This is a genomic window from Neomicrococcus lactis (assembly GCF_014200305.1).
GTDB classification, from domain to species: Bacteria; Actinomycetota; Actinomycetes; order Actinomycetales; family Micrococcaceae; genus Neomicrococcus; species Neomicrococcus lactis.
Genome location: NZ_JACHBL010000001.1, coordinates 1,642,738 through 1,661,824 on the forward strand (window position 1 = coordinate 1,642,738; position 19,087 = coordinate 1,661,824).

The window sequence follows — 19,087 nt, forward strand, 5'->3', positions numbered from 1 at the left end:
ATAAGCGGACTCCGCCGCGACGTAGACTCACCACGGCAGATCCAGCAGACGGACGGGGTCGCCCGGCTGTGTGCCTTCAGGCGGCACCACCATGACACCGTCGGCGTCTCCCAGCCCGCGCAACATCGCCGGGCCCGTATGTTCTTTGGATATTACTCGGACTTCCGGAGCACCCAGCTCAGAATCATCCGCTAGCGATAGCCCCGAAGGCACCAGCCGCACACGTCCTGGCAAAGGCGCATAGGACTCCACTGTCTTCACGGCTCGAGGCTCATCGAGCGGCTGGCCCAAGGCTCCCGCAAGGAGCGGTTGAACCACGGTCAAAGCAGCCATGAAGGCGGCCAGCGGATTCCCTGGCAACCCCACCATGACTCGTTGATCTGGAAGTACGGCAAGGAACGTCGGGTGTCCCGGCCGCATCGCGATCGCCTCAACAATGAATTCCGCGCCAAGACGTTCAACAGCCAGCCGCAAGAAGTCATGGTCAGAATGCCCCGTTCCCCCGGTGGAAACCACCACGGAAGCATCGGTGGCAGAAAGTGCCGAGAGAGTCTCCTCTAAAGAGTCACCAATGCGCTGGCAGAACGGTGACGCTTGAAAAGCGCCCCACGCACTGAGCACGGGCGGCAAGAAATCTGCAAAGCTATCGCGCACGTAACCAGGTAGCGGCAGACCTGACGTCACCACTTCCCGGCCACTCAAGATGAATCCCACGCGCGGCGCGCTGAGCACCTCAACATCGTCGCGGCCGCTTGATGCGGCGATGGCAAGACGTGGCGGGGTGAGGACCGTCCCCGCGGCAAGCAAGGTATCCCCCGCGCGGGCTTCGCGCTCTGCCGGGCGAATATCCGCCCGCAACCGAGGCTCCGGAGCCGAGAGTTCGCCGTCGTACTCTGTGGCGTCTTCACTGCGCACTACAGCGGTGCAGCCAAGCGGCAACGCGCCGCCTGTCAGAATGGGGCGCGCCTCGTGCTCGCCCAGAGTGTCGCTCGCGGCGTGCGGCTCGTCTTCAGGCGAGCGCGGCTTGATGCGCCACGGCCCGGTTCCGGACACCGCCCAGCCATCCATGGCGGAGGAAGCATAATGCGGGATGCCCTGCAGTGCGGTGACGTCCTGCGCCAGCGTCCGGCCGAGGGCATGCATTAACGGAATCTTTTCAACCGAGGCGATCGAATCGCGCAGTCGCACGCCCAGCGCGTAGGCAGCAAAGCGCGCGTCATCCCAAGTAATGTCTTGACTCATGCAGATTCGTTGCGGCTCTTGATGATCGCGCGCGCATGATTGACGGCAGAGTTCACCGCATTGTCCACGGAGGTCTGGCCGGAACCGGCCGCGATTCCCGCTGCGAGGCCCACGATGAACGTGGTCAACGGCGCTGCCGGACGCACTACCTGATGCGCCGCGACCCCTGCCAGCCCCAGCATGGCATCAATATCAATCGAGACGTCTTGAAGTTCAAACCGATCCAACAACTCTCGGGACCATTCCCGGAGCACCTGATCTTTCTGTTCTTGCGTCAACTCTGGCGCAGAGTTCTCCATGTGTCCTCCTCACGGATTCGGTGCACGCTCGAACGCGAACCAATCCCCTAGTCTAGGGACTTTTGGCTCTGCCCTGCTGAGCATGTCGTCGTGCTAATCGTGGGTGGAATTCTGAGTCGAGGGCAAACGAATCTCGTAGCGCTGCGCATCCGCCGGTGAATCCACGTCTCGAGTGCCGTTCTGGGCGTGCGCGGTCATCTTCACAAACGTGGCTGAGGGGGCGTCCAGCAGCCAACGCAAGCTCTGACCAGCGCTTTGTTCGGCTCCCTCCGCAACGCGCTCGGCGAGGTACGGCCACGACACCGCACTCAGGAGCCATTGCGGATGGCCGTCTTCATCGCGCGGGACCAGCAGTTCCGCCGTGGAATGCTCCGTAAGCGCTTGCTTGAGAAATTCCAAGCCGGCTCGCGGAGCAACGAAGTCCGCAGCAAGGAGTACGACGACGTCTGGTGGCGTTTGCTTCGTTGCGTTGCGTGCCGCTAGGGCTTGCGTCCCGGCGACGACCGCTGCGGCCGGGCCGGAGAGCGGTGGGTTTTCCTGGACCCGGAGGACGATGGGCCACGACGCGACCTCTTGGTTCAGGCTTGTTGGTCCCACTACTGCAATGTCCGCGAGCTGGTCCGCGAATACGGTTTGGAGATCTCGCAGCGCATGATTGAGGAGAGTCACGCCATCAGGAGTGGTGAGCAGTGGCTTATTGACGCCACCAAGTCGAGACCCTGCTCCCCCGGCCACCACAATGGCGGCGACCGTCAGCGGTGATGCTGGCGTGGACTCAGGCGGCGTATACATCCAAGAAAGCATTCCAGCTTGGCGCTGGCTTCTCCAACTCGGTGATGAACCACTGGGGTCCTACGGGACGCACGGGCGTAAAGGGAAGCTTCCAACCCATTTGGCGCAGAGTCTTGTTGCCCTTCTTGTTGTTGCAAGTCAGGCAGCATGCCACGAGGTTCTCCCAGGTGTCCTGGCCACCGAGCGAGCGCGGATGGACGTGATCCACCGTGGTGGCAGTTCGCCCGCAATACGCGCAACGGTGAGAATCGCGGCGAAGAATGCCGCGGCGGGTCACGTGAGCGGCTTCGCGGTAGGGCACGCGCACATAGCGGTTCAAGAGAATCACCGTAGGACGCGAGAGAATTTCGCGCGGCCCGACGACAGGGTCATCGTTGTCCTCCGCGAGGATGCTTGCTTTGCCAGTGAGCACAAGCAAAAGAGCTCGGCGGAAGGTCACTACCGCGAGCGGTTCATATCCAGCATTCAGTACAAGAGTTCGCATGAGCGGTCCTCTGGGGTCCTGAGCGTTGCGGCCAGAATCCGTGACTCAAGCCGCAACTTCGAGCGTGGGATCAGTTCTTAGACTAACCCGTGGGGCAAATCGGGCCGTATTTTTGTGTCGCAAACACACATCGTGTCGAGGACCTCGCGTGTTGCCCAACTTTCGTGGAACAACAAAAGAACCCCCGGAAAACCGAGGGTTCTTTCGAAAGTCATTTTTCTACCAGCTATTAGCCTACGTAGGTGTAGTAGCCGTAGAGCGGGTTGCGAGAAACCGAGTGGATCATGGTGTCCACGGTTGGGTTCTGCGCACCGATCATCATGCCGTTTCCGAGGTAGATGCCAACGTGGCCGCCACCGTTCTGGAACACCAAGTCGCCTGGTTTCGGGTTGCCCGTGCGAACGAACTGTCCCGAACTGCGGAGCGCAGAGGTTCCGCGGACCAAGTTGATGCCGTGCTGCTTGTAGACCCACTGAACGAAGCCGGAGCAGTCCCAACCCCTCGGCGAAGCGCCGCCCCAGACGTAAGGAACACCGGAGTAACGGGAAGCCGTTGCTGCAATGCCGCTCAAGCTAGCGGTGTTGACCGAAGACGAAGCTGGAGCAACAGACTTGATAGAGGTGGAAGCTGCTGCACCCGTGCGGTTAGAACGAGTGACAGGTGCGAAAGCGTTGGTCGATGCAGATGCACGACGTTCAGCAGCTTCGCGCTGCTTCTTGGCAGCAGCTGCACGCTTTTCAGCGGCACGCTTTTCAGCGGCACGCTTTTCAGCGGCACGCTTCTGAGCAGCTTCGCGCTTTTCAGCGGCACGAGTCTCTGCAGCAGAAACAGTGTTCTGAGCAGCGGAAACAGTGTTCTGAGCAGCAGAAACAGTGTTCTGAGCAGCGGAAACAGTGTTCTGAGCAGCAGAAACAGTGTTCTGAGCAGCTGGGGCTTCAGTCGTGGCGGCTTCGTTTGCGTTCTCTACTGCCTTGACCGATGCGGTCACGGTCTTTGGCTCTGCCTTAGCCTTGGCTGGAGCAGGAGCAGTCTTAAGAGTTGCGCGAACCTGAGCGGTTTCGGCCTTCTTAGAGTCAGCGGTTGGTGCAACAACAGTTGCAACTACGGAGGACTGAAGAGCAACGCGCTCGATATTCAGTGCATCCATTGGTGCGGCAGCAGCTTCACGTGCTGCAGGGTTAGCCTGAGCTGGAACACCCAGGGTCAAGACCATACCCGAAGCAGCCGCTACAACAGCCGCAGATCGACCAAACGATCCTGCGTTGGCAGCCACGGCCTTCGAGATACCCGCGATGGAGTTCGAGCGGGTTTCACCTGAACGGTGACCACCTAAAGCGATACGCTTCGACAATTTGATTACCTCTCCCAGCGCCTGCGAGGTGAGCTGTCGGGTTCGAAAGCAGACTGCTTTCGGCACACGTCTATCGCTAAGAGAGTTTGTGTACTTAACCCCAAGGGCCCAAAGTGTGTGAGGCCCAAAATGGGTCCCCCGCCATCGCCAATAGCTTTCTTGCGAACGGACCTCGAGCAGCGGCGATGTTCGGCTTCCCGCTCAAGGGTGCCCTTCCATTTCGTCGGGACACGCTCTCAAGATTACTTGATAAAAGTTTCAATGTCACATTCTGATCACGAAATGGAGACGGAATGATCACGAAGAATTAGACGAATGGCTAAAAATCCCTGATTTTCAACGATTTTTCCCGTCACGCACACGTTTAAAGAAATCCACAGGCGTTAATCGAGCCTTGATCGTTATCTCTCCGTTACATTCGGTTACGAGTGAAGTGTCTCACCAAATGCGTGGTTTCGGGCTGAAAAGCTACTTTTCTTCAGCCTTAACAAAGATGTGCTGAGAGACTTCCGCCGGCAGCTCCAAAGCTCCCTCGACACCTTCGACTCGCACCACGATGTATCCCGGGGAACGTTCCAAGGTGATCGTCGCGCCTGGCTTGATCCCACCTTCATTGAGCTGGCCCAAAAGTTCTGGATCAACCTGAATAGTTTCAGCGAGCCGGAGCACCGTAATAGGTCCGGTCATTCCGGAGTCCAAAGCAGTATCAAGATTCGTGACCGGCACCGCGATATCTGCCCAACCGCGTCCACCCAGACTCTCCAGTCCAGGGATCGGGTTTCCATAGGGAGACATTTCCGGCTTGCCCAGTAGTTCAAACAGGCGGCGCTCCACCCGTTCGCTCATCACGTGTTCCCAGCGGCACGCTTCGTCATGAACGTATTCCCACTCGAGGCCAATCACGTCTGCAAGCAATCGCTCCGCGAGACGGTGCTTACGCATGACTTCGGTGGCCAGCGTGCGTCCACTGGCGGACAGCTGCAACTGGCGGTCGTCGGAAACATGTACCAAGCCATCGCGTTCCATGCGCGCAACGGTCTGTGAAACAGTGGGGCCTGAGTGGCCAAGTCGCTCAGCAATTCGGGCGCGCAAAGGAGTAATGCTCTCTTCTTCGAGCTCCAAGATGGTTCTTAAATACATCTCGGTGGTATCGATTAAGTCAGTCACTGCAACTCCCCAGAAGTTTGTACGAGAGTAATTTCCCCGTCGAATATACGGCTTCTCTCTCCTTTGTACCTTAGCCCAGTGTGTTTTTGCTTGTTCACATTTTGGGCGCCGATCTGACATCTACCCGGCCGGTGGACGAAAATAGAGAGACGCACCGTGGCTCGTAGCTTGGTTGCACCACCCCACACCTCTGAAAGGTTCCTGCTTTGACGAATATCGCGATCCCCCATGAACTCCTACCGGGCGACGGACGATTCGGCGCCGGGCCTTCAAAGGTCCGCGACGAACAAGTACAGGCCATCGTTGACGCACAGCGCACCATCCTTGGCACGTCCCACCGCCAGGCACCAGTCAAGAACTTGGTGAAGAGCGTTCAGGAAGGCCTCAAGACCTTCTTTAATGCCCCTGAGGGATACGAAGTCATTCTTGGCGTCGGCGGATCCACCGCATTCTGGGATGCCGCAAGCTTTGGACTGGTCCGCCAGAAGGCACAGCACTTGTCCTTCGGTGAGTTTGGCTCGAAGTTCGCCTCGGCCACCAACAAGGCGCCCTTCCTCGATGCTTCCACCATCTTGAAGTCAGAGCCGGGCACGCGTCCTGCTCCAGTCGCCGAAGAAGGCGTTGACGTTTACGCATGGCCTCACAACGAAACCTCCACCGGTGTCTTCGCTCCAGTGAAGCGCTTGGAAGGTGCCGCCGATGACGCACTCGTTGTTGTCGACGCAACCTCAGCTGCCGGCGGTCTCGACGTTTCTCTTGGAGAGACTGACGTCTACTACTTCGCTCCGCAGAAGAATTTCGCTTCTGACGGCGGCCTCTGGATCGCTATGTTCTCCCCTGCTGCACTTGAGCGCGTCGCTGAAATCAAGAGCACGGATCGCTGGATCCCAGACTTCTTGGATCTGAGCACGGCCGTTGATAACTCGCTCAAAAACCAGACGTACAACACGCCAAGCCTCACCACGCTGGTTTCCCTGGACAACCAGGTTCAGTGGCTCAACAATAACGGTGGCTTGAAGTGGGCTGCAGGCCGCACTGCTGACTCGGCTGGTCGCGTCTACTCGTGGGCAGAAGCTCACGAAAAGGCCACCCCATTCGTGGTCAACGCCGATGAACGCTCCAACGTCATCGCCACCATCGACTTCGATGACAGCGTGGATGCAGCTGCCGTCGCCAAGGTCCTTCGCGCCAACGGCGTCGTCGACACCGAGCCTTACCGCAAGCTTGGCCGCAACCAGTTGCGTATCGCCACCTTCGTCGCGATCGAACCGGATGACGTCACGAAGCTCACCCAGTGCATCGACTACGTGCTCGAAAACCTCTAAGCCCTAGGGCTCCACAGCACGGCCAACGCAAAGGCCGGTCGCTTGCCAGAGGGAATCTCAACGATTTCCCCGGAAGGCGACCGGCCTTCGTACTTCTTATATTCAGTATCGGACTTATTCAGCCTTGGAGGACTCGGAAGTCTCCGCAGAGTCATCTTCGGTGACTTCCACTTCGCTCGAGGCATCCACCGTGTCCGCAGGCTCTTCGCCTTCGGAAGCTGCGTCGTCGTGCTCCGATTCTTCCGACTCAATTTCCTCCGCCGTCACGCGCGCTGCCCACGGCACCCATTCGGGAGCCAGCAGCGCACCTTCGCCAGGAATCAAGCCCAACTCGCAGACTGTGGCTTCCTTGGAACGCGGGACGCGCGCCAGGCTGATGAACCAGACCCAGCCGTCGTAGCCTGCGACCTCGGCCGCAAAGCGGTGCGTGACGAGTCGTTCGCCATCCGCAGTTGCAGACAAATGCTCGCCAAGCTGGTCCGCTTCGACCACCTCGAGGAGACGGTCACGGGCAACATCCACGGCTTGCGCGAGGAAATCATCAAGCTTGGCTTTACGCGTCATTAGGCATCCAAATCGTCGGCGACGGCACGCAGTACAGCTGCAATCTTCGCACCCTGCGTCTTCTCAGGGTAACGACCCCGACGCAGACCGTTGGAAATGCCGTCCAACAACTTAATAAGGTCTTCCACCAAGATGGCCTGTTCGTCCGCTGGCTTGCGACGCGCGCGAGCCACGGAAGGAGCCTCCTCGATGAGGCGCGCAGACAACGCTTGCGCACCCTTGCGCCCCTCAGCAATACCAAATTCCATGCGCGCGCCATTGCGAACGGTCGTCAAACCGTCTTCCAACGCAGACGCATGCAAATACACTTCTTGGCCGTCATCCGTCACCAAGAACCCGAAACCCTTTGAGGGTTCAAACCATTTCACTTTGCCGGTAGGCACTTCTTCAAACCTCTTCTGGTCAAACAACAGCCCCGGCACGGTCCGGGGCTTTCCGCTGCGGCTCGTGCCGCGATATTCGTCTACTGGGCGTGCTTCTCGCTGTGCGCAAAAACGAACTGCACCGGAAAGTCAGTCTTTAAAGTTTACGCTATCGGAGCGTCTTAGTCAGGTTGCAGCAAGGGGTGAAGGCGGGGTTTCACTGTAGGCTGTGTGCGTGAAAGTTCAAGAAAGCCCCGCCTCGTCGTCATCGGTCTCTCGTTCGGTACTGATCCTGGCGGTTGCCGCTGCGGTTCTTTCGCTCGTTGCCCTCTTTATTACGTTGGTGCTGTACGCGATGAGCGTCACGCCGTGGCCCGGCTTGATTGCCATTGGGCTCTACGGGCTACCGATTGCGCTGATTTTCCTGCTTATTTATGTGGTTTTGTCTTTGCGAGAACGACGACGCCGCGCGGCTTCCGCACACACCGAGCGATAGCAAAGACTACATATAGGGCGCTCACAGTCGATTCCCAGCTTATTCCTCCACCATGGTCATATGAATACCAGAAATGCAGAGGCGAAGCTGCTGGTTGTCGACGACGAACCAAACATTCGCGAACTCCTCTCCACGTCATTGCGATTCGCTGGTTTTGATGTTGTCGCCGCGGCCGATGGTCGTGAAGCCCTCGCCGCTGTAGAGCGCGAACAGCCTGATCTTGCCGTGCTCGACGTGATGCTTCCGGACATGGACGGCTTTACGGTGACTCGCAAGCTGCGCGCCGCCGGCCGCCACTTCCCGGTCCTGTTCTTGACAGCCCGTGATGACACTGAAGACAAGGTCACCGGCCTGACGGTTGGCGGCGACGATTACGTCACCAAGCCTTTCAGCCTCGACGAGGTTGTTGCGCGCATTCGTGCCGTCTTGCGCCGCACTCATTCGGTGGACGACGACGCCGCGATCTTGCGTGTTGATGACCTCGAGTTGGACGACGACGCTCACGAGGTACGCCGTTCCGGCGAGATCATCGATCTCTCCCCCACCGAATTCAAGCTCTTGCGTTACCTCATGATGAACCCCAACCGCGTGCTCTCTAAGGCACAGATCCTGGATCACGTGTGGGAATACGACTTCAACGGCGACGCCTCGATCGTGGAGTCCTACATCTCCTACTTGCGACGCAAAATCGACTCCCGCCCAGAATGGCCATCGCTCATTCAGACCAAGCGCGGAGTGGGTTACCTGATGCGCACGGCTGATCGTCGCTAACGGCTACGCTTAATGTCACCCGGTCTTTGCACCGGGTGACACTTTTTTGCCACAGGAAATAATGGATCATTTGAAAAAGTTCTTTCGCCAGATATCGTTGCGCTCCAAGCTGGTAGCGCTCATGTCTGGGCTCATGATCTTGGGCATTGTGGCCACTGCGTGGGGCACGTCCTACACGTTGCAGTCCACGCTGATGCAGCAAATTGATTCTGACTTGGCGGCCAACTCCGGACCGCTCATGAACTCGATGTTGCAGTTGAATCAGCAGAACTCCTCGAGCACGCAGCCGTCGAATACGGATACGGTTCGCTTATTGCGGTTCAACGGTTCCATTCGCACGCCGGACGGATCGGTCTACTACGCGTTGCCAACCGCCAGCCAGGCTGACACTCCGCAGATACCGGCTCTCACCTTGGCTCAAGTCCAGGAGCTCGAGAACCGCTCTCTGGACATTCCGGGCACCGCCTCCGGGTCCGATGGTTGGCGCATGAAGGCCTTCGCCCTCGCCGACAATTCTGGGTATATGACCATCGCGCTGCCGCTGAATCAGGCGAAGGACACGATCGAGCAGGCGACCGCCTCCATCATGTTCACCGGAATGCTGTCCACGCTCATCATGTCCATGATCGCCTACGGCGCCACCTCGAGAGCCTTCCGACCGCTCATCCGCGTTGAACGCACCGCAGCTGCCATTGCAGCTGGGGACTTGTCTCGACGCGTGGAGGACTTCCCGCCAGAAACCGAAGTGGGACGTCTTTCCCACTCGCTCAACGCGATGCTTGCGCATATTGAACAAGCTTTCCGTGGCCGCGCGATGTCAGAGCGCAAGATGCGTCAGTTCATTCAAGACGCGTCCCACGAGCTCCGCACTCCTCTGGTCACGATTCGCGGATACTCCGAGTTGTACCGCCAAGGCGGCATCAAGGAACCTGAACACATCGCTCAAGCGATGGGGCGCATTGAGAATGAAGCCAAGCGCATGGGCCAGCTGGTCGAGGACCTCTTGACCCTTGCTCGGCTGGATGAGCAACGTCCACTCGATGTGACACCTGTTGATCTTTTGCTTTTGGCCTCTGACGCGGTTGAAGATGCCAAGGTCAGCGCGCCTGATCGCGTGGTGCGTTTGATTGGCATTGACGAAGGCCCTCCGCGTTCCGCCCCAACCCGTGGCGATGAGGCACGCTTGCGCCAAGTGGTGGCCAACCTGATGACGAATGCCATGCGCTACACGCCAGCAGGTTCTCCTATCGAAGTTGCCGTGGGCGTCTTGCCGGTCATAGATGGCCGCTCAGATTCCGTCCTCGCAATCCGAGACCACGGTCCAGGCATCTCCGAGGCTGACGCCAAGCGAGTCTTCGAGCGCTTCTATCGCGCCGATACCTCGCGGCAGCGAGAAACCGGTGGCACCGGGTTGGGACTCGCGATCGTTGCTGCGATCGCCGCACAGCACGACGGCTCCGTACGCCTGACCAATACCGATGGCGGCGGCGCGACGATGTCCATCCACTTGCCGCACGTTCCTTTTGAACCGCTCGACGGTCCGGAAAGTGACATGGATGACGACGACGGTTCGCCGCTCGAAACCAGGAACGTCAAGGGCACGGACGCAGAGAAGTCATCCACCCCGGAAAACGACGGTGCTCGCGGCATCATTTCGTGGACCAAGGACAAGGGCTCCAAGAAGTAAGTTTCTTGGCCAGCTCTGGCGCCCGGTGGCACAGCGCTTTGTGTCCTGTGCCCTGTTGCTTTGTGCCCTGTTGCCCTGTGCCCTTGCGGTAGCGAGCTCTCTGTCCACAAGCCGTCTTTTTTAGTGGTTGGTACCCGAGTTATCCACATTTTTGGGGTGACTCGCTTCGGCTGTATTTTCCCTCCGTAGCGTGGGTTGCGACGGGTCATTTTCCGGCCCGCGCACACCAGCGTGAAGGGAATCATGATGAGCAATTTCGCCACCAACACCGAAGAAATGCGAACGAAGAGCGCCAACATTCAGGCGACGGCCGAGCGCATTCGCGCCGACATCAACACCATGCAAGCTAGCCTCCACGAGCTTGAAGGCACGTGGCAGGGCATGGCGAGCAGCAATTTCCAGAGCGTCGTCCAGCAGTGGCGCGCTACCCAGACTCAGGTCGAAGAGTCGCTGAACTCGATTTCGCGGGCACTGACCGTGAGCGCTCAGCATTACGACGACGCCGAGCAGGCGAACGCGAGCATGTTTGCGTTCTAGTTCTCCTCAGAGCGTTCGGTGGGCGTTGGCTCTTGGGCAGGCCAACGTCCACCCGCTGAGCTTCCTGTTGCGAGCCCCGATCCACATGCATGGTGGCTGAGGTTCACTAGGCTGTCACCATGGCAATTCTCATTGACCCACCCATGTGGCCAGCACACGGAACAGTCTTTTCTCATCTCGTGTCAGATTCGTCCCTCGACGAGCTCCACGAGTTTGCCCAAGATGCTGGGTTGCCTCATCGCGCCTTTGACCGCGACCACTACGACGTCCCTTTGGCTCGCTACGACGATCTTGTCGCTCGTGGGGCCGAGACAGTCTCGGCGACTGACCTTGTACGCCGACTCGTCCGCAGCGGGCTGCGGGTTCCGGCTCGTCAGCGTCCAGAACGTCTGGATTCAGTCTTGTTGCGCCGGTGGAATCAGTTAGCGCCAGGTCATGAAGCCACCGGCGAGGCCCTCGTAGCCCGCTGGTCTCAAATGGACCGCCATTACCACTCGGGCACTCACTTGCTCGCAGTCTTGAATTCGCTCGAGCTGCTCAGAGTTGAAGGCGAAGAGCAAGGGCCATATCCGCAGGCCCTCGACTTCGCTGCCTGGTACCACGACGCCATCTACACCGGGACTCCGGGCCGCGATGAGGATGAGTCTGCGCAGCTTGCCGTCACCGATCTGACAAGCATGGGAGTAGATCAAGCAATCATTGATGAGACTGCTCGAATCATTTTGCTGACCACGACGCATGCGCCAGAGTCGACTGACGCGGCTGGCAAGATTTTCATGGACGCTGATCTCGAAGTGTTGGCTCGGCCAGAAGAAGACTACCGTCGCTATACCGCCGGTGTCCGCGAAGAATACCGGCATGTACCGGAAGATCTCTTCCGCGAAGGTCGCGCCAAAATCCTCCAGCAACTCTTGGACAAGCCCACGCTCTTCGAAACGGCCACGGGCAAGCGGCTTTGGGAAGACAAAGCTCGAGAGAATCTGCGCCGAGAACTAACTGAACTTCGAGCTTAGTGGTGATACTCCCGCCAAAGTCCCGCTTATTTCAGAGGCATCACATAGAAAAAGACCTAGCCGTAATGATGACGACTAGGTCTTTTTCGTATTAGCTACATGCGATGCCGCGTTGCGGAAACATCAGTTGGGACTAGAAGCCGCCCATGCCGCCCATTTCGTCTCCACCTGGCATAGCTGGTGCAGACTTCTCAGGCTTGTCAGCAACAACAGCCTCGGTGGTCAAGAAGAGACCAGCGATGGATGCTGCGTTCTGGAGTGCCGAGCGGGTTACCTTCACTGGGTCGTTGACGCCAGCTGCAAGAAGGTCAACGTACTCACCGGTTGCAGCGTTCAAGCCGTGGCCAGCAGGAAGACCCTTGACCTTGTCGGCAACAACGCCTGGCTCGAGGCCAGCGTTGAATGCGATCTGCTTGAGCGGAGCTTCGATTGCAACCTTGACGATGTTTGCGCCGGTTGCCTCGTCACCTTCGAGGTTGAGCTTTGCGAAAGCCTTTTCGCCAGCCTGAATGAGGGCTACGCCGCCACCGGCAACGATGCCTTCTTCAACAGCAGCCTTTGCGTTGCGGACAGCATCCTCAATGCGGTGCTTGCGTTCCTTGAGCTCAACTTCGGTGGCTGCGCCAGCCTTGATGACAGCTACGCCGCCAGCAAGCTTGGCGAGACGCTCCTGAAGCTTCTCACGGTCGTAATCGGAATCGGAGTTCTCGATCTCGGCACGGATCTGGTTGACACGGCCTGCAATCTCCTCAGCGGAGCCTGCGCCTTCAACGATCGTGGTCTCGTCCTTGGTGACAACAACCTTGCGAGCGGTACCGAGGAGATCCAAGGTAGCGTTCTCGAGCTTGAGGCCAACCTCTTCAGAGATGACCTGGCCGCCCGTGAGGATTGCGATGTCAGCAAGCATGGCCTTGCGGCGGTCGCCGAAGCCTGGAGCCTTGACGGCCACAGACTTGAAGAGGCCACGGATCTTGTTGACCACGAGGGTTGCAAGAGCTTCGCCTTCGATGTCTTCAGCGATGATCAGCAATGGCTTGCCGGACTGCATGACCTTCTCGAGAACTGCAACGAGATCCTTCACGTTGGAGATCTTCGAGTTCACGATCAAGATGTACGGATCTTCAAGAACCGTTTCCTGGCGCTCTGCGTCGGTGACGAAGTAAGCGGAGATGTAGCCCTTGTCGAAGCGCATACCCTCGGTGAGTTCGAGGTCAAGGCCGAAGGTGTTGGACTCTTCAACCGTGATGACGCCTTCCTTGCCCACCTTGTCGAGGGCCTCAGCGATGAGCTCGCCGATCTGGGAGTCGCCAGCGGAGATCGATGCCGTAGCAGCGATTTCTTCCTTAGTTTCAATTTCCTTAGCGGAATCAAGCAGTTCAGCCGTAACAGCTTCAACGGCCTTTTCGATGCCGCGCTTTAGGGACAGTGGGTCGGCGCCGGCAGCAACGTTGCGCAGGCCTTCCTTCACGAGTGCCTGAGCAAGAACGGTAGCGGTGGTGGTGCCGTCGCCAGCGACGTCGTCCGTCTTCTTGGCAACTTCCTTGACCAGCTCTGCACCGATCTTCTCGTATGGATCGTCGAGTTCGATTTCCTTAGCGATGGAAACGCCGTCATTCGTGATGGTGGGAGCGCCCCACTTCTTCTCAAGAACAACATTGCGGCCGCGTGGGCCAAGCGTTACCTTGACAGCGTCTGCGAGCTGGTTCAAACCACGCTCGAGGCCGCGACGTGCTTCCTCGTCAAATGCAATGATCTTTGCCATAACGGCTGGGGTCCTTTCGGGACAGTCATGCGGGGGTGGACAACCAGATGCCCGCGACGGACGGTTGAGCTACTTCGGCATAAGGTACCGAAGGAACCACAACCTCATCTAGAAGTCCGGTATTCATATACGAACGACCACCATGATGTGTCGAACCGACACTTACTTAGCAGTCGCACCCTATGAGTGCTAACTCCATGTTGGCACTCTCAGCCATCGAGTGCAAACTCTGTGGAGGCAGAAGAACCCAAATAAATCCGTGAGCGAACAACACCATCAAAAATTGTCGGGCACTCAGCCGGAACTAGCTCTTTTTGCTGGGCTCTGCCGGCTTCTTGTCACCGCTTCCTACGCTATCGCTAGCAGGCGGCTCAGTGGACGGCTGGGACGTTGGAGCCGTCGTAGGGGCAGGCTTCGTTGTCGGACCAGGTTTCGTGGTTGGAGCCGGCTTCGGGGTTGGAGCCGGCTTCGTCGTTGGCGCCGGTTTGGTGGTTGGTGCTGGCTTGGTCGTAGCCGGCGCAGAAGTAGTTGGTGCCTTCGACGTAGTCGGAGCTGCAGACGTAGTCGGGGCCTTGGTAGTGCGTGGCTTTTGCGAGGTGCGTGGAGCCTGCGTAGTACGCGGACGCACTGAGGTGCGAGGTGCGTAGCTAGTCCGCGGAGCAACATAAGTGCTCGACGCAGAGCTAGAAGATGAGGAACTGGAAGATGCAGAGGAAGACGTGGCAGTCCAGGTGGAGGTGTACGGATCCGAAGACGCGGACATCGAGCCCAAGACAGATGGGGAGGCTACCGGCGCAGGATCCGCAGAGTTGTTCTTGAAGAATTGCGGAACTACGAAGAACGCCAAGACACCGATGACTAGGGCAGCCGTTCCAGCAAGCAAGATCGGCAAAAGTCCCTTGCGGCTTGGTGCGTCCTCAACGTAGAAGTACTCGTAGGAGTCTGAGTACTGAGGATCATCCACAGACAAATCTGCTGAATAAGCTGAGGCGCCTGAAGCACCAGCGGCTGCGCCACCTGCAGCAATAGGCGCGCCAAAGCCCCGGTGCGCGCCAGCGCTACCGGTTCCTTCTGGAATCTTGTCGAACTCGTCCTGAGGGTAATTCACGTCCGCTTCTCCAATATCTTGTGTTGCAGCGGGCGCGGGCGGAACCTAAGCGCCAGAAAGATGTCGCTGCTGCAAACGCGTTGAATGACGCGAGCTCCGCAAACGGCGAAGTCGCTTCACCAACATTGGATCGAACGCAAGCGCCGCATCCGTGTCAATTAACGCGTTTAGACTCTGATAATAGTGTGTTGCGGAAAGATCGAACAGCTGACGAATGGCTTCTTCCTTCGCTCCCGCGAACTTCCACCACTGGCGTTCGAATGTGAGGATGCGCTGGTCACGTTCAGAAAGTGACGACGATTCGTCGAATTCAAAGTCTGGCTGTGATGCCGCTGACGTTACTGAACTCACGCTTTTTCCTTCCCTTTTCGGCCTAATCACTCATTCTAAGCCTGAATTACATCCTTGTCATTCGTCGCGGTTTTTCGGCGCTAGATTGGAGACATGAGCGCTTCCCTCAGCACCCTCGGCGGCTTCGACATTTCGCGCGTCCACTCTGATTGGCTTCCGCTACTGTCCAGCCTGGAACCGCAGCTTGCGGATATTCACTCCAGGATTTCTCGCCAGTACGACGACGCAGCTCACCTTCCGCAAGCCGCAGCCAGTGAGGTGACGGCCCCTTATTTACCTGCTGCGGATCGGGTCTTTGCCGCACTGGCCACGTCCCCCTCGGATGTTCGCGCGATCATTTTGGGACAAGATCCCTACCCCACTCCTGGACATGCGATTGGGTTGGCGTTCGCCACCGATCGGCACGTGAAGCCGCTTCCGCGAAGCCTCAACAACATCTATCAAGAACTGCGTGACGATCTGGGGATCGAGCCGGCAGAGCACGGCGACCTGTCCGCGTGGGCGGATCAGGGTGTGCTGTTGCTCAACCGCGTCCTCACCGTGGCCCCGGGTGCGGCCGCGTCACACCACGGCATGGGTTGGGAGCAAGTGTCGAGTGCGATCGTGACAGAAATCGTGGCTCTCAAGAATCCACTGGTCGGTATCTTGTGGGGCAAGCCTGCTCAGACGCTCGCTCCCCTCTTCGGCGATGTGCCACTCATTGAAAGTGCACACCCTTCGCCGTTATCTGCTCGACGTGGGTTCTTTGGGTCGAAGCCGTTCAGCCGCACCAACGAGATGCTCATAGCCCAAGGCGCATCGCCAATCGACTGGCAGTTGCCAGATCTGGCCGAGAATGACAGGGCCGAAGGAATGCTCTTCTAACGGCGGCGAATACGGCGACGTTCGTTGCGGGACCAACCGCGCGTGAACGGACGAGCAAGGGTGTCGCCGAGCACCACACCAGCGGCCACAGCCATGATGATCATCATGGCGTTGAACATGCCAGCCAGACCTGTAACGAGCTCCGACGTGTTCATGGCGATGACATACATCGAGCGGAAAATCATCAGACCGGGAAGCAAGAACACGATCGCCGGAACAGCGATGACCAGCTGTGGAGCGCTCGATCGCATGGCAAACAAACGGGCAGCAAAGCCAATCACCACAGCGGCAACGGCGGGGGTGAGTCGCTCCCCCGCCCCAATCCACTGGCTACCCGAGTAAGCCAAGAAGCCCAGCATCGCGATGCCTGCAGTTGGCAAAAGCAGTCGAATAGCGGACTGCTCAACCGCCGTGATGGCAGCCGTTGCCATGCCCACCGTAAGCAACATGGCCCACCACGGGTAGCTAATGCTGGACACTTGGGCAACGTCCAAGCTCGGAACGCCCGCGAGTGAACCCAGGACGAGCGCCGCCACAATGCCCGCGACAATAGCCGCATACGTGATCATGGCCGAGAAAGCACGGCCTGCGGCGGTCACCGGGAAGCCGTTGATGGCGTCTTGGACAGACGAGACAATGCGCGCGCTCGGCAAGAGCAACATGATTCCACCGGCCACAACGATCGCCGGCGAGATGAGCACATCAAGTGCCCACAACACCATGGCAATTGCGGTCGCGGCGAATGCGCTGGCCGCCGTGGCGAAGAACTCTGGGATACGCCACTTGGCGCCCAGCTTGCCGATCTCCATCACGATGATCGAGGAGACGAAAGCTACAAGCGATCCGGTTGGCGATCCGCCGATGTAAAGAACGAAGAGCCCTGCAAAGATGGCGCCGGCCGCACTCACAATCCATTTCGGAAATTGCTTGGGCCGGCGAGTGATGTCACGAAGACGCTCAACCGCTTCAGCCTGGCTCACGCCATCTTGCACGATGTCAGTCACGAGCTGATGCACCAAGGCAAGGCCTGCATAGTTGTTGGTCCACGAACGCACCACGCGCAGCAAACTCAAGGATGCGGCGTTCGGCGGCGCGTAGTTCACGTGGATGGACTGGTAGGTGATGTCAACGTCCACGTTGCGCAGACCAAAGGATGCCATAACGGCGATCATGCTGGTCTCGACTTCCAAAGCGCCAGCGCCGTAGCGGAACATCTGTTCGCCCAAGTCCAACACGAATTCGATGGTGTTAACGGCAAGGATGTCCTGCGGAACGGTACGGACCCGCGGGTTGGCGTAGGGGCTGCCGACGAGTCGGTCAACAATCGAGAACGCCTCGGTGGGCGCCTGCTCGGTGACCCACATACGCTTCCACGCACCGCGCGCGTTGGCGCTTGCACGAGCGGCACTTTCTTTAGGGTCCCGCCTGTCTGAAGCGGCGGCGTCGTACTCTCTACGAGAAGAAGTGCCCAATTTTCGGCGCGCTTCCGCGCGAGCCAAAGCGGCCTCTTGGATGGCGCGCAGTTCCTCATCGCTCGACAGCTCTGATTCGCTGGTCAATCCGACTCCTACGTTTTTATAGCACACCGCAACAAGCGGCCCAGTCATCTACTTTACCGGCGGGAATAGATCCCGAGCTAACGAAGTTATTCTATTCAAACGCATACAAGCACCGAAAGTGAAGGAAGACCGTGGCTCACGCACTGAACGGACAACTGGAGATCGGCGCCGAGACTTTCGGCGACGTCACGATCGACGAAAATGGCAACCTCGAATCGCACGCACAGGTGCTGCGCAACGTCATCGACGAAGGCGTCTTGGCTGATCAAGTGGGCCTTGACTTCTTCGGAGTCGGTGAACACCACCGCGATGACATGGCCGTTTCAGCACCGGAAATCGTGCTGGCAGGTATCGCCACGCGCACCGAAAACATCCGCCTGGGAACGGCTGTGACTGTTTTGAGCTCGGATGATCCCGTGCGCCTCTACGAGCGCTTCGCGACCCTCGACGCCATTTCCAACGGCCGCGCTGAGATCATCGCTGGCCGCGGATCCTTCATCGAGTCATTCCCGCTCTTCGGCTACAACCTCCAGGACTATGAAGTGCTGTTCGAGGAGAAGCTGGATCTGCTCGCGAAGCTCGTCAAGGGTGAGCCCGTCACGTGGGCCGGCGAAACGCGCTCGGCACTGAAGAACCAAGTGGTCTACCCGACCGTTGAAAACGCGCCGATCAAGACTTGGGTGGGCGTGGGCGGAAGCCCGCAGTCCGTGGTGCGCGCGGCTCGTCACCAGCTGCCGTTGACGCTCGCAATCATCGGCGGCAACCCGCTGGCCTTCGAGGGGCTCGCGAATCTGTACCGCCGTTCGTTGCAGGAATTCGGCCACGAACAGTTGCCTATCTCCGCGCACTTGCACGGTCTGGTCACTGATTCCGACGACGAAGCCTTCGACATCATCTGGCCGCACTACCGCCTCTACCGCTCACGCATTGGTGCAGAGCGTGGCTGGCCGGAAGCGTCCCAGATGGAGCTGCGCGCCGCTCTCGCGGATAACGGCCACATGCTCGCCGGTTCGCCGGAGACCGTGGCCCGGAAGATGACTCGCGTCGCGAAGGGACTTGGACTGTCCCGCATCGACGTGAAGTACAGCCAGGGCACGCTCCCCCACGCAACACTCATGAAGAGCATTGAACTGCTGGGAACCAAGGTGAAGCCGCTGGTCCTCGACATGATGTCGGAGGGCTAAGCGCTCTTCGCATGACCCTGCGATAGTCGCAATTGCACGTCCCATTAGCCGCGCGCTGAGTGAAACACACCGAACACACTCCGTGGTTTCGCTCGGCCGCGGCTGTTTGAGAGGTCTGAACGGCGGGCTGATTCATGCGGTATGGCTTCCTCGCGATCCGCTGATGAAG

General features: G+C 58.8%; 20 protein-coding genes and 1 riboswitch. Of the genes, 8 read left to right on the top strand and 12 right to left on the bottom strand.

The window, feature by feature from the left end; translation table 11 throughout:
* Positions 1-27 precede the first annotated feature (27 nt).
* From BKA12_RS07430 to BKA12_RS07455, 6 genes are all read right to left on the bottom strand, one after another.
* The gene (locus BKA12_RS07430) at positions 28-1,242 is read right to left on the bottom strand and encodes a molybdopterin molybdotransferase MoeA (RefSeq protein ID WP_183642048.1); all 1,215 of its coding nucleotides are present in this window, start codon (positions 1,240-1,242) and stop codon (positions 28-30) included.
* On the bottom strand, positions 1,239-1,541 hold the full coding sequence (locus tag BKA12_RS07435) for a DUF6457 domain-containing protein (protein ID WP_183642051.1): 303 nt from the start codon (positions 1,539-1,541) through the stop codon (positions 1,239-1,241). The genes BKA12_RS07430 and BKA12_RS07435 overlap by 4 nt, the downstream gene beginning before the upstream one ends.
* 93 nt (positions 1,542-1,634) lie before the next feature.
* Positions 1,635-2,333, bottom strand: coding sequence for a molybdenum cofactor guanylyltransferase (mobA, locus tag BKA12_RS07440; RefSeq protein ID WP_183642054.1), 699 nt, complete (start codon positions 2,331-2,333; stop codon positions 1,635-1,637).
* Positions 2,317-2,817, bottom strand: a complete 501-nt coding sequence (locus BKA12_RS07445) for an HNH endonuclease (protein WP_183642057.1) — start codon at positions 2,815-2,817, stop codon at positions 2,317-2,319. The genes mobA and BKA12_RS07445 overlap by 17 nt, the downstream gene beginning before the upstream one ends.
* 229 nt (positions 2,818-3,046) lie before the next feature.
* On the bottom strand, positions 3,047-4,168 hold the full coding sequence (locus BKA12_RS07450) for a C40 family peptidase (RefSeq protein ID WP_246361627.1): 1,122 nt from the start codon (positions 4,166-4,168) through the stop codon (positions 3,047-3,049).
* A 4-nt stretch (positions 4,169-4,172) separates the two neighbouring features.
* Positions 4,173-4,342, bottom strand: a riboswitch (cyclic di-AMP (ydaO/yuaA leader).
* A 294-nt stretch (positions 4,343-4,636) separates the two neighbouring features.
* Positions 4,637-5,335 carry an iron-dependent transcriptional repressor DtxR gene (locus BKA12_RS07455; RefSeq protein WP_183642060.1) on the bottom strand — a complete coding sequence of 233 codons (699 nt, stop codon included), beginning with the start codon at positions 5,333-5,335 and terminating at the stop codon, positions 4,637-4,639.
* 206 nt (positions 5,336-5,541) lie between these two features.
* Here BKA12_RS07455 and serC point away from each other — a divergent pair, with 206 nt between their 5' ends.
* Positions 5,542-6,660: a phosphoserine transaminase gene (gene serC / locus BKA12_RS07460; RefSeq protein WP_183642062.1), complete on the top strand. Its 1,119-nt coding sequence runs from the start codon at positions 5,542-5,544 to the stop codon at positions 6,658-6,660.
* Between the two features lie 114 nt (positions 6,661-6,774).
* Here the strand turns inward: serC and BKA12_RS07465 are convergent, their stop codons facing one another.
* Together BKA12_RS07465 and BKA12_RS07470 are read right to left on the bottom strand one after the other, a co-directional pair.
* The gene (locus BKA12_RS07465) at positions 6,775-7,224 is read right to left on the bottom strand and encodes a DUF3027 domain-containing protein (protein ID WP_183642064.1); all 450 of its coding nucleotides are present in this window, start codon (positions 7,222-7,224) and stop codon (positions 6,775-6,777) included.
* Positions 7,224-7,607, bottom strand: coding sequence for a cold-shock protein (locus tag BKA12_RS07470; protein ID WP_183642066.1), 384 nt, complete (start codon positions 7,605-7,607; stop codon positions 7,224-7,226). The genes BKA12_RS07465 and BKA12_RS07470 overlap by 1 nt, the downstream gene beginning before the upstream one ends.
* Before the next feature lie 214 nt (positions 7,608-7,821).
* Between BKA12_RS07470 and BKA12_RS07475 the strand changes: the two genes are divergently transcribed.
* The 5 genes from BKA12_RS07475 (at position 7,822) to BKA12_RS07495 (ending at position 12,090) form a co-directional block, all read left to right on the top strand.
* The gene (locus BKA12_RS07475; RefSeq protein ID WP_183642068.1) at positions 7,822-8,082 is read left to right on the top strand and encodes a hypothetical protein; all 261 of its coding nucleotides are present in this window, start codon (positions 7,822-7,824) and stop codon (positions 8,080-8,082) included.
* Positions 8,083-8,142: 60 nt separating this feature from the next.
* Complete coding sequence (locus BKA12_RS07480) at positions 8,143-8,853, top strand: response regulator transcription factor (protein ID WP_183642069.1); 711 nt, start codon at positions 8,143-8,145, stop codon at positions 8,851-8,853.
* Positions 8,854-8,914: 61 nt separating this feature from the next.
* Positions 8,915-10,540: a sensor histidine kinase gene (locus BKA12_RS07485; RefSeq protein WP_183642071.1), complete on the top strand. Its 1,626-nt coding sequence runs from the start codon at positions 8,915-8,917 to the stop codon at positions 10,538-10,540.
* A 243-nt stretch (positions 10,541-10,783) separates the two neighbouring features.
* Positions 10,784-11,077, top strand: coding sequence for a WXG100 family type VII secretion target (locus BKA12_RS07490; protein WP_246361628.1), 294 nt, complete (start codon positions 10,784-10,786; stop codon positions 11,075-11,077).
* Positions 11,078-11,196: 119 nt separating this feature from the next.
* A complete protein-coding gene (locus BKA12_RS07495; RefSeq protein ID WP_183642074.1) occupies positions 11,197-12,090 on the top strand; it encodes a DUF4031 domain-containing protein in 894 nt (297 codons plus the stop codon).
* A gap of 133 nt (positions 12,091-12,223) precedes the next feature.
* Here the strand turns inward: BKA12_RS07495 and groL are convergent, their stop codons facing one another.
* From groL to BKA12_RS07510, 3 genes are all read right to left on the bottom strand, one after another.
* The gene (groL, locus tag BKA12_RS07500; RefSeq protein ID WP_183642078.1) at positions 12,224-13,852 is read right to left on the bottom strand and encodes a chaperonin GroEL; all 1,629 of its coding nucleotides are present in this window, start codon (positions 13,850-13,852) and stop codon (positions 12,224-12,226) included.
* Positions 13,853-14,156: 304 nt separating this feature from the next.
* The gene (locus BKA12_RS07505; RefSeq protein WP_183642081.1) at positions 14,157-14,960 is read right to left on the bottom strand and encodes a hypothetical protein; all 804 of its coding nucleotides are present in this window, start codon (positions 14,958-14,960) and stop codon (positions 14,157-14,159) included.
* 45 nt (positions 14,961-15,005) lie between these two features.
* Positions 15,006-15,311 (bottom strand): DUF3263 domain-containing protein, encoded by a 306-nt coding sequence (locus BKA12_RS07510; RefSeq protein WP_183642083.1) that lies wholly within the window; start codon positions 15,309-15,311, stop codon positions 15,006-15,008.
* A gap of 93 nt (positions 15,312-15,404) precedes the next feature.
* Between BKA12_RS07510 and BKA12_RS07515 the strand changes: the two genes are divergently transcribed.
* Positions 15,405-16,175 carry a uracil-DNA glycosylase gene (locus tag BKA12_RS07515; protein WP_183642086.1) on the top strand — a complete coding sequence of 257 codons (771 nt, stop codon included), beginning with the start codon at positions 15,405-15,407 and terminating at the stop codon, positions 16,173-16,175.
* On the opposite strand, the gene BKA12_RS07520 is transcribed toward BKA12_RS07515, so the two are convergent.
* Positions 16,172-17,734, bottom strand: coding sequence for a threonine/serine exporter family protein (locus BKA12_RS07520; RefSeq protein WP_183642089.1), 1,563 nt, complete (start codon positions 17,732-17,734; stop codon positions 16,172-16,174). The two genes, BKA12_RS07515 and BKA12_RS07520, sit on opposite strands and share 4 nt — an antisense overlap.
* 143 nt (positions 17,735-17,877) lie before the next feature.
* Between BKA12_RS07520 and BKA12_RS07525 the strand changes: the two genes are divergently transcribed.
* On the top strand, positions 17,878-18,918 hold the full coding sequence (locus BKA12_RS07525; RefSeq protein WP_183644776.1) for an LLM class flavin-dependent oxidoreductase: 1,041 nt from the start codon (positions 17,878-17,880) through the stop codon (positions 18,916-18,918).
* Positions 18,919-19,087: the final 169 nt, after the last annotated feature.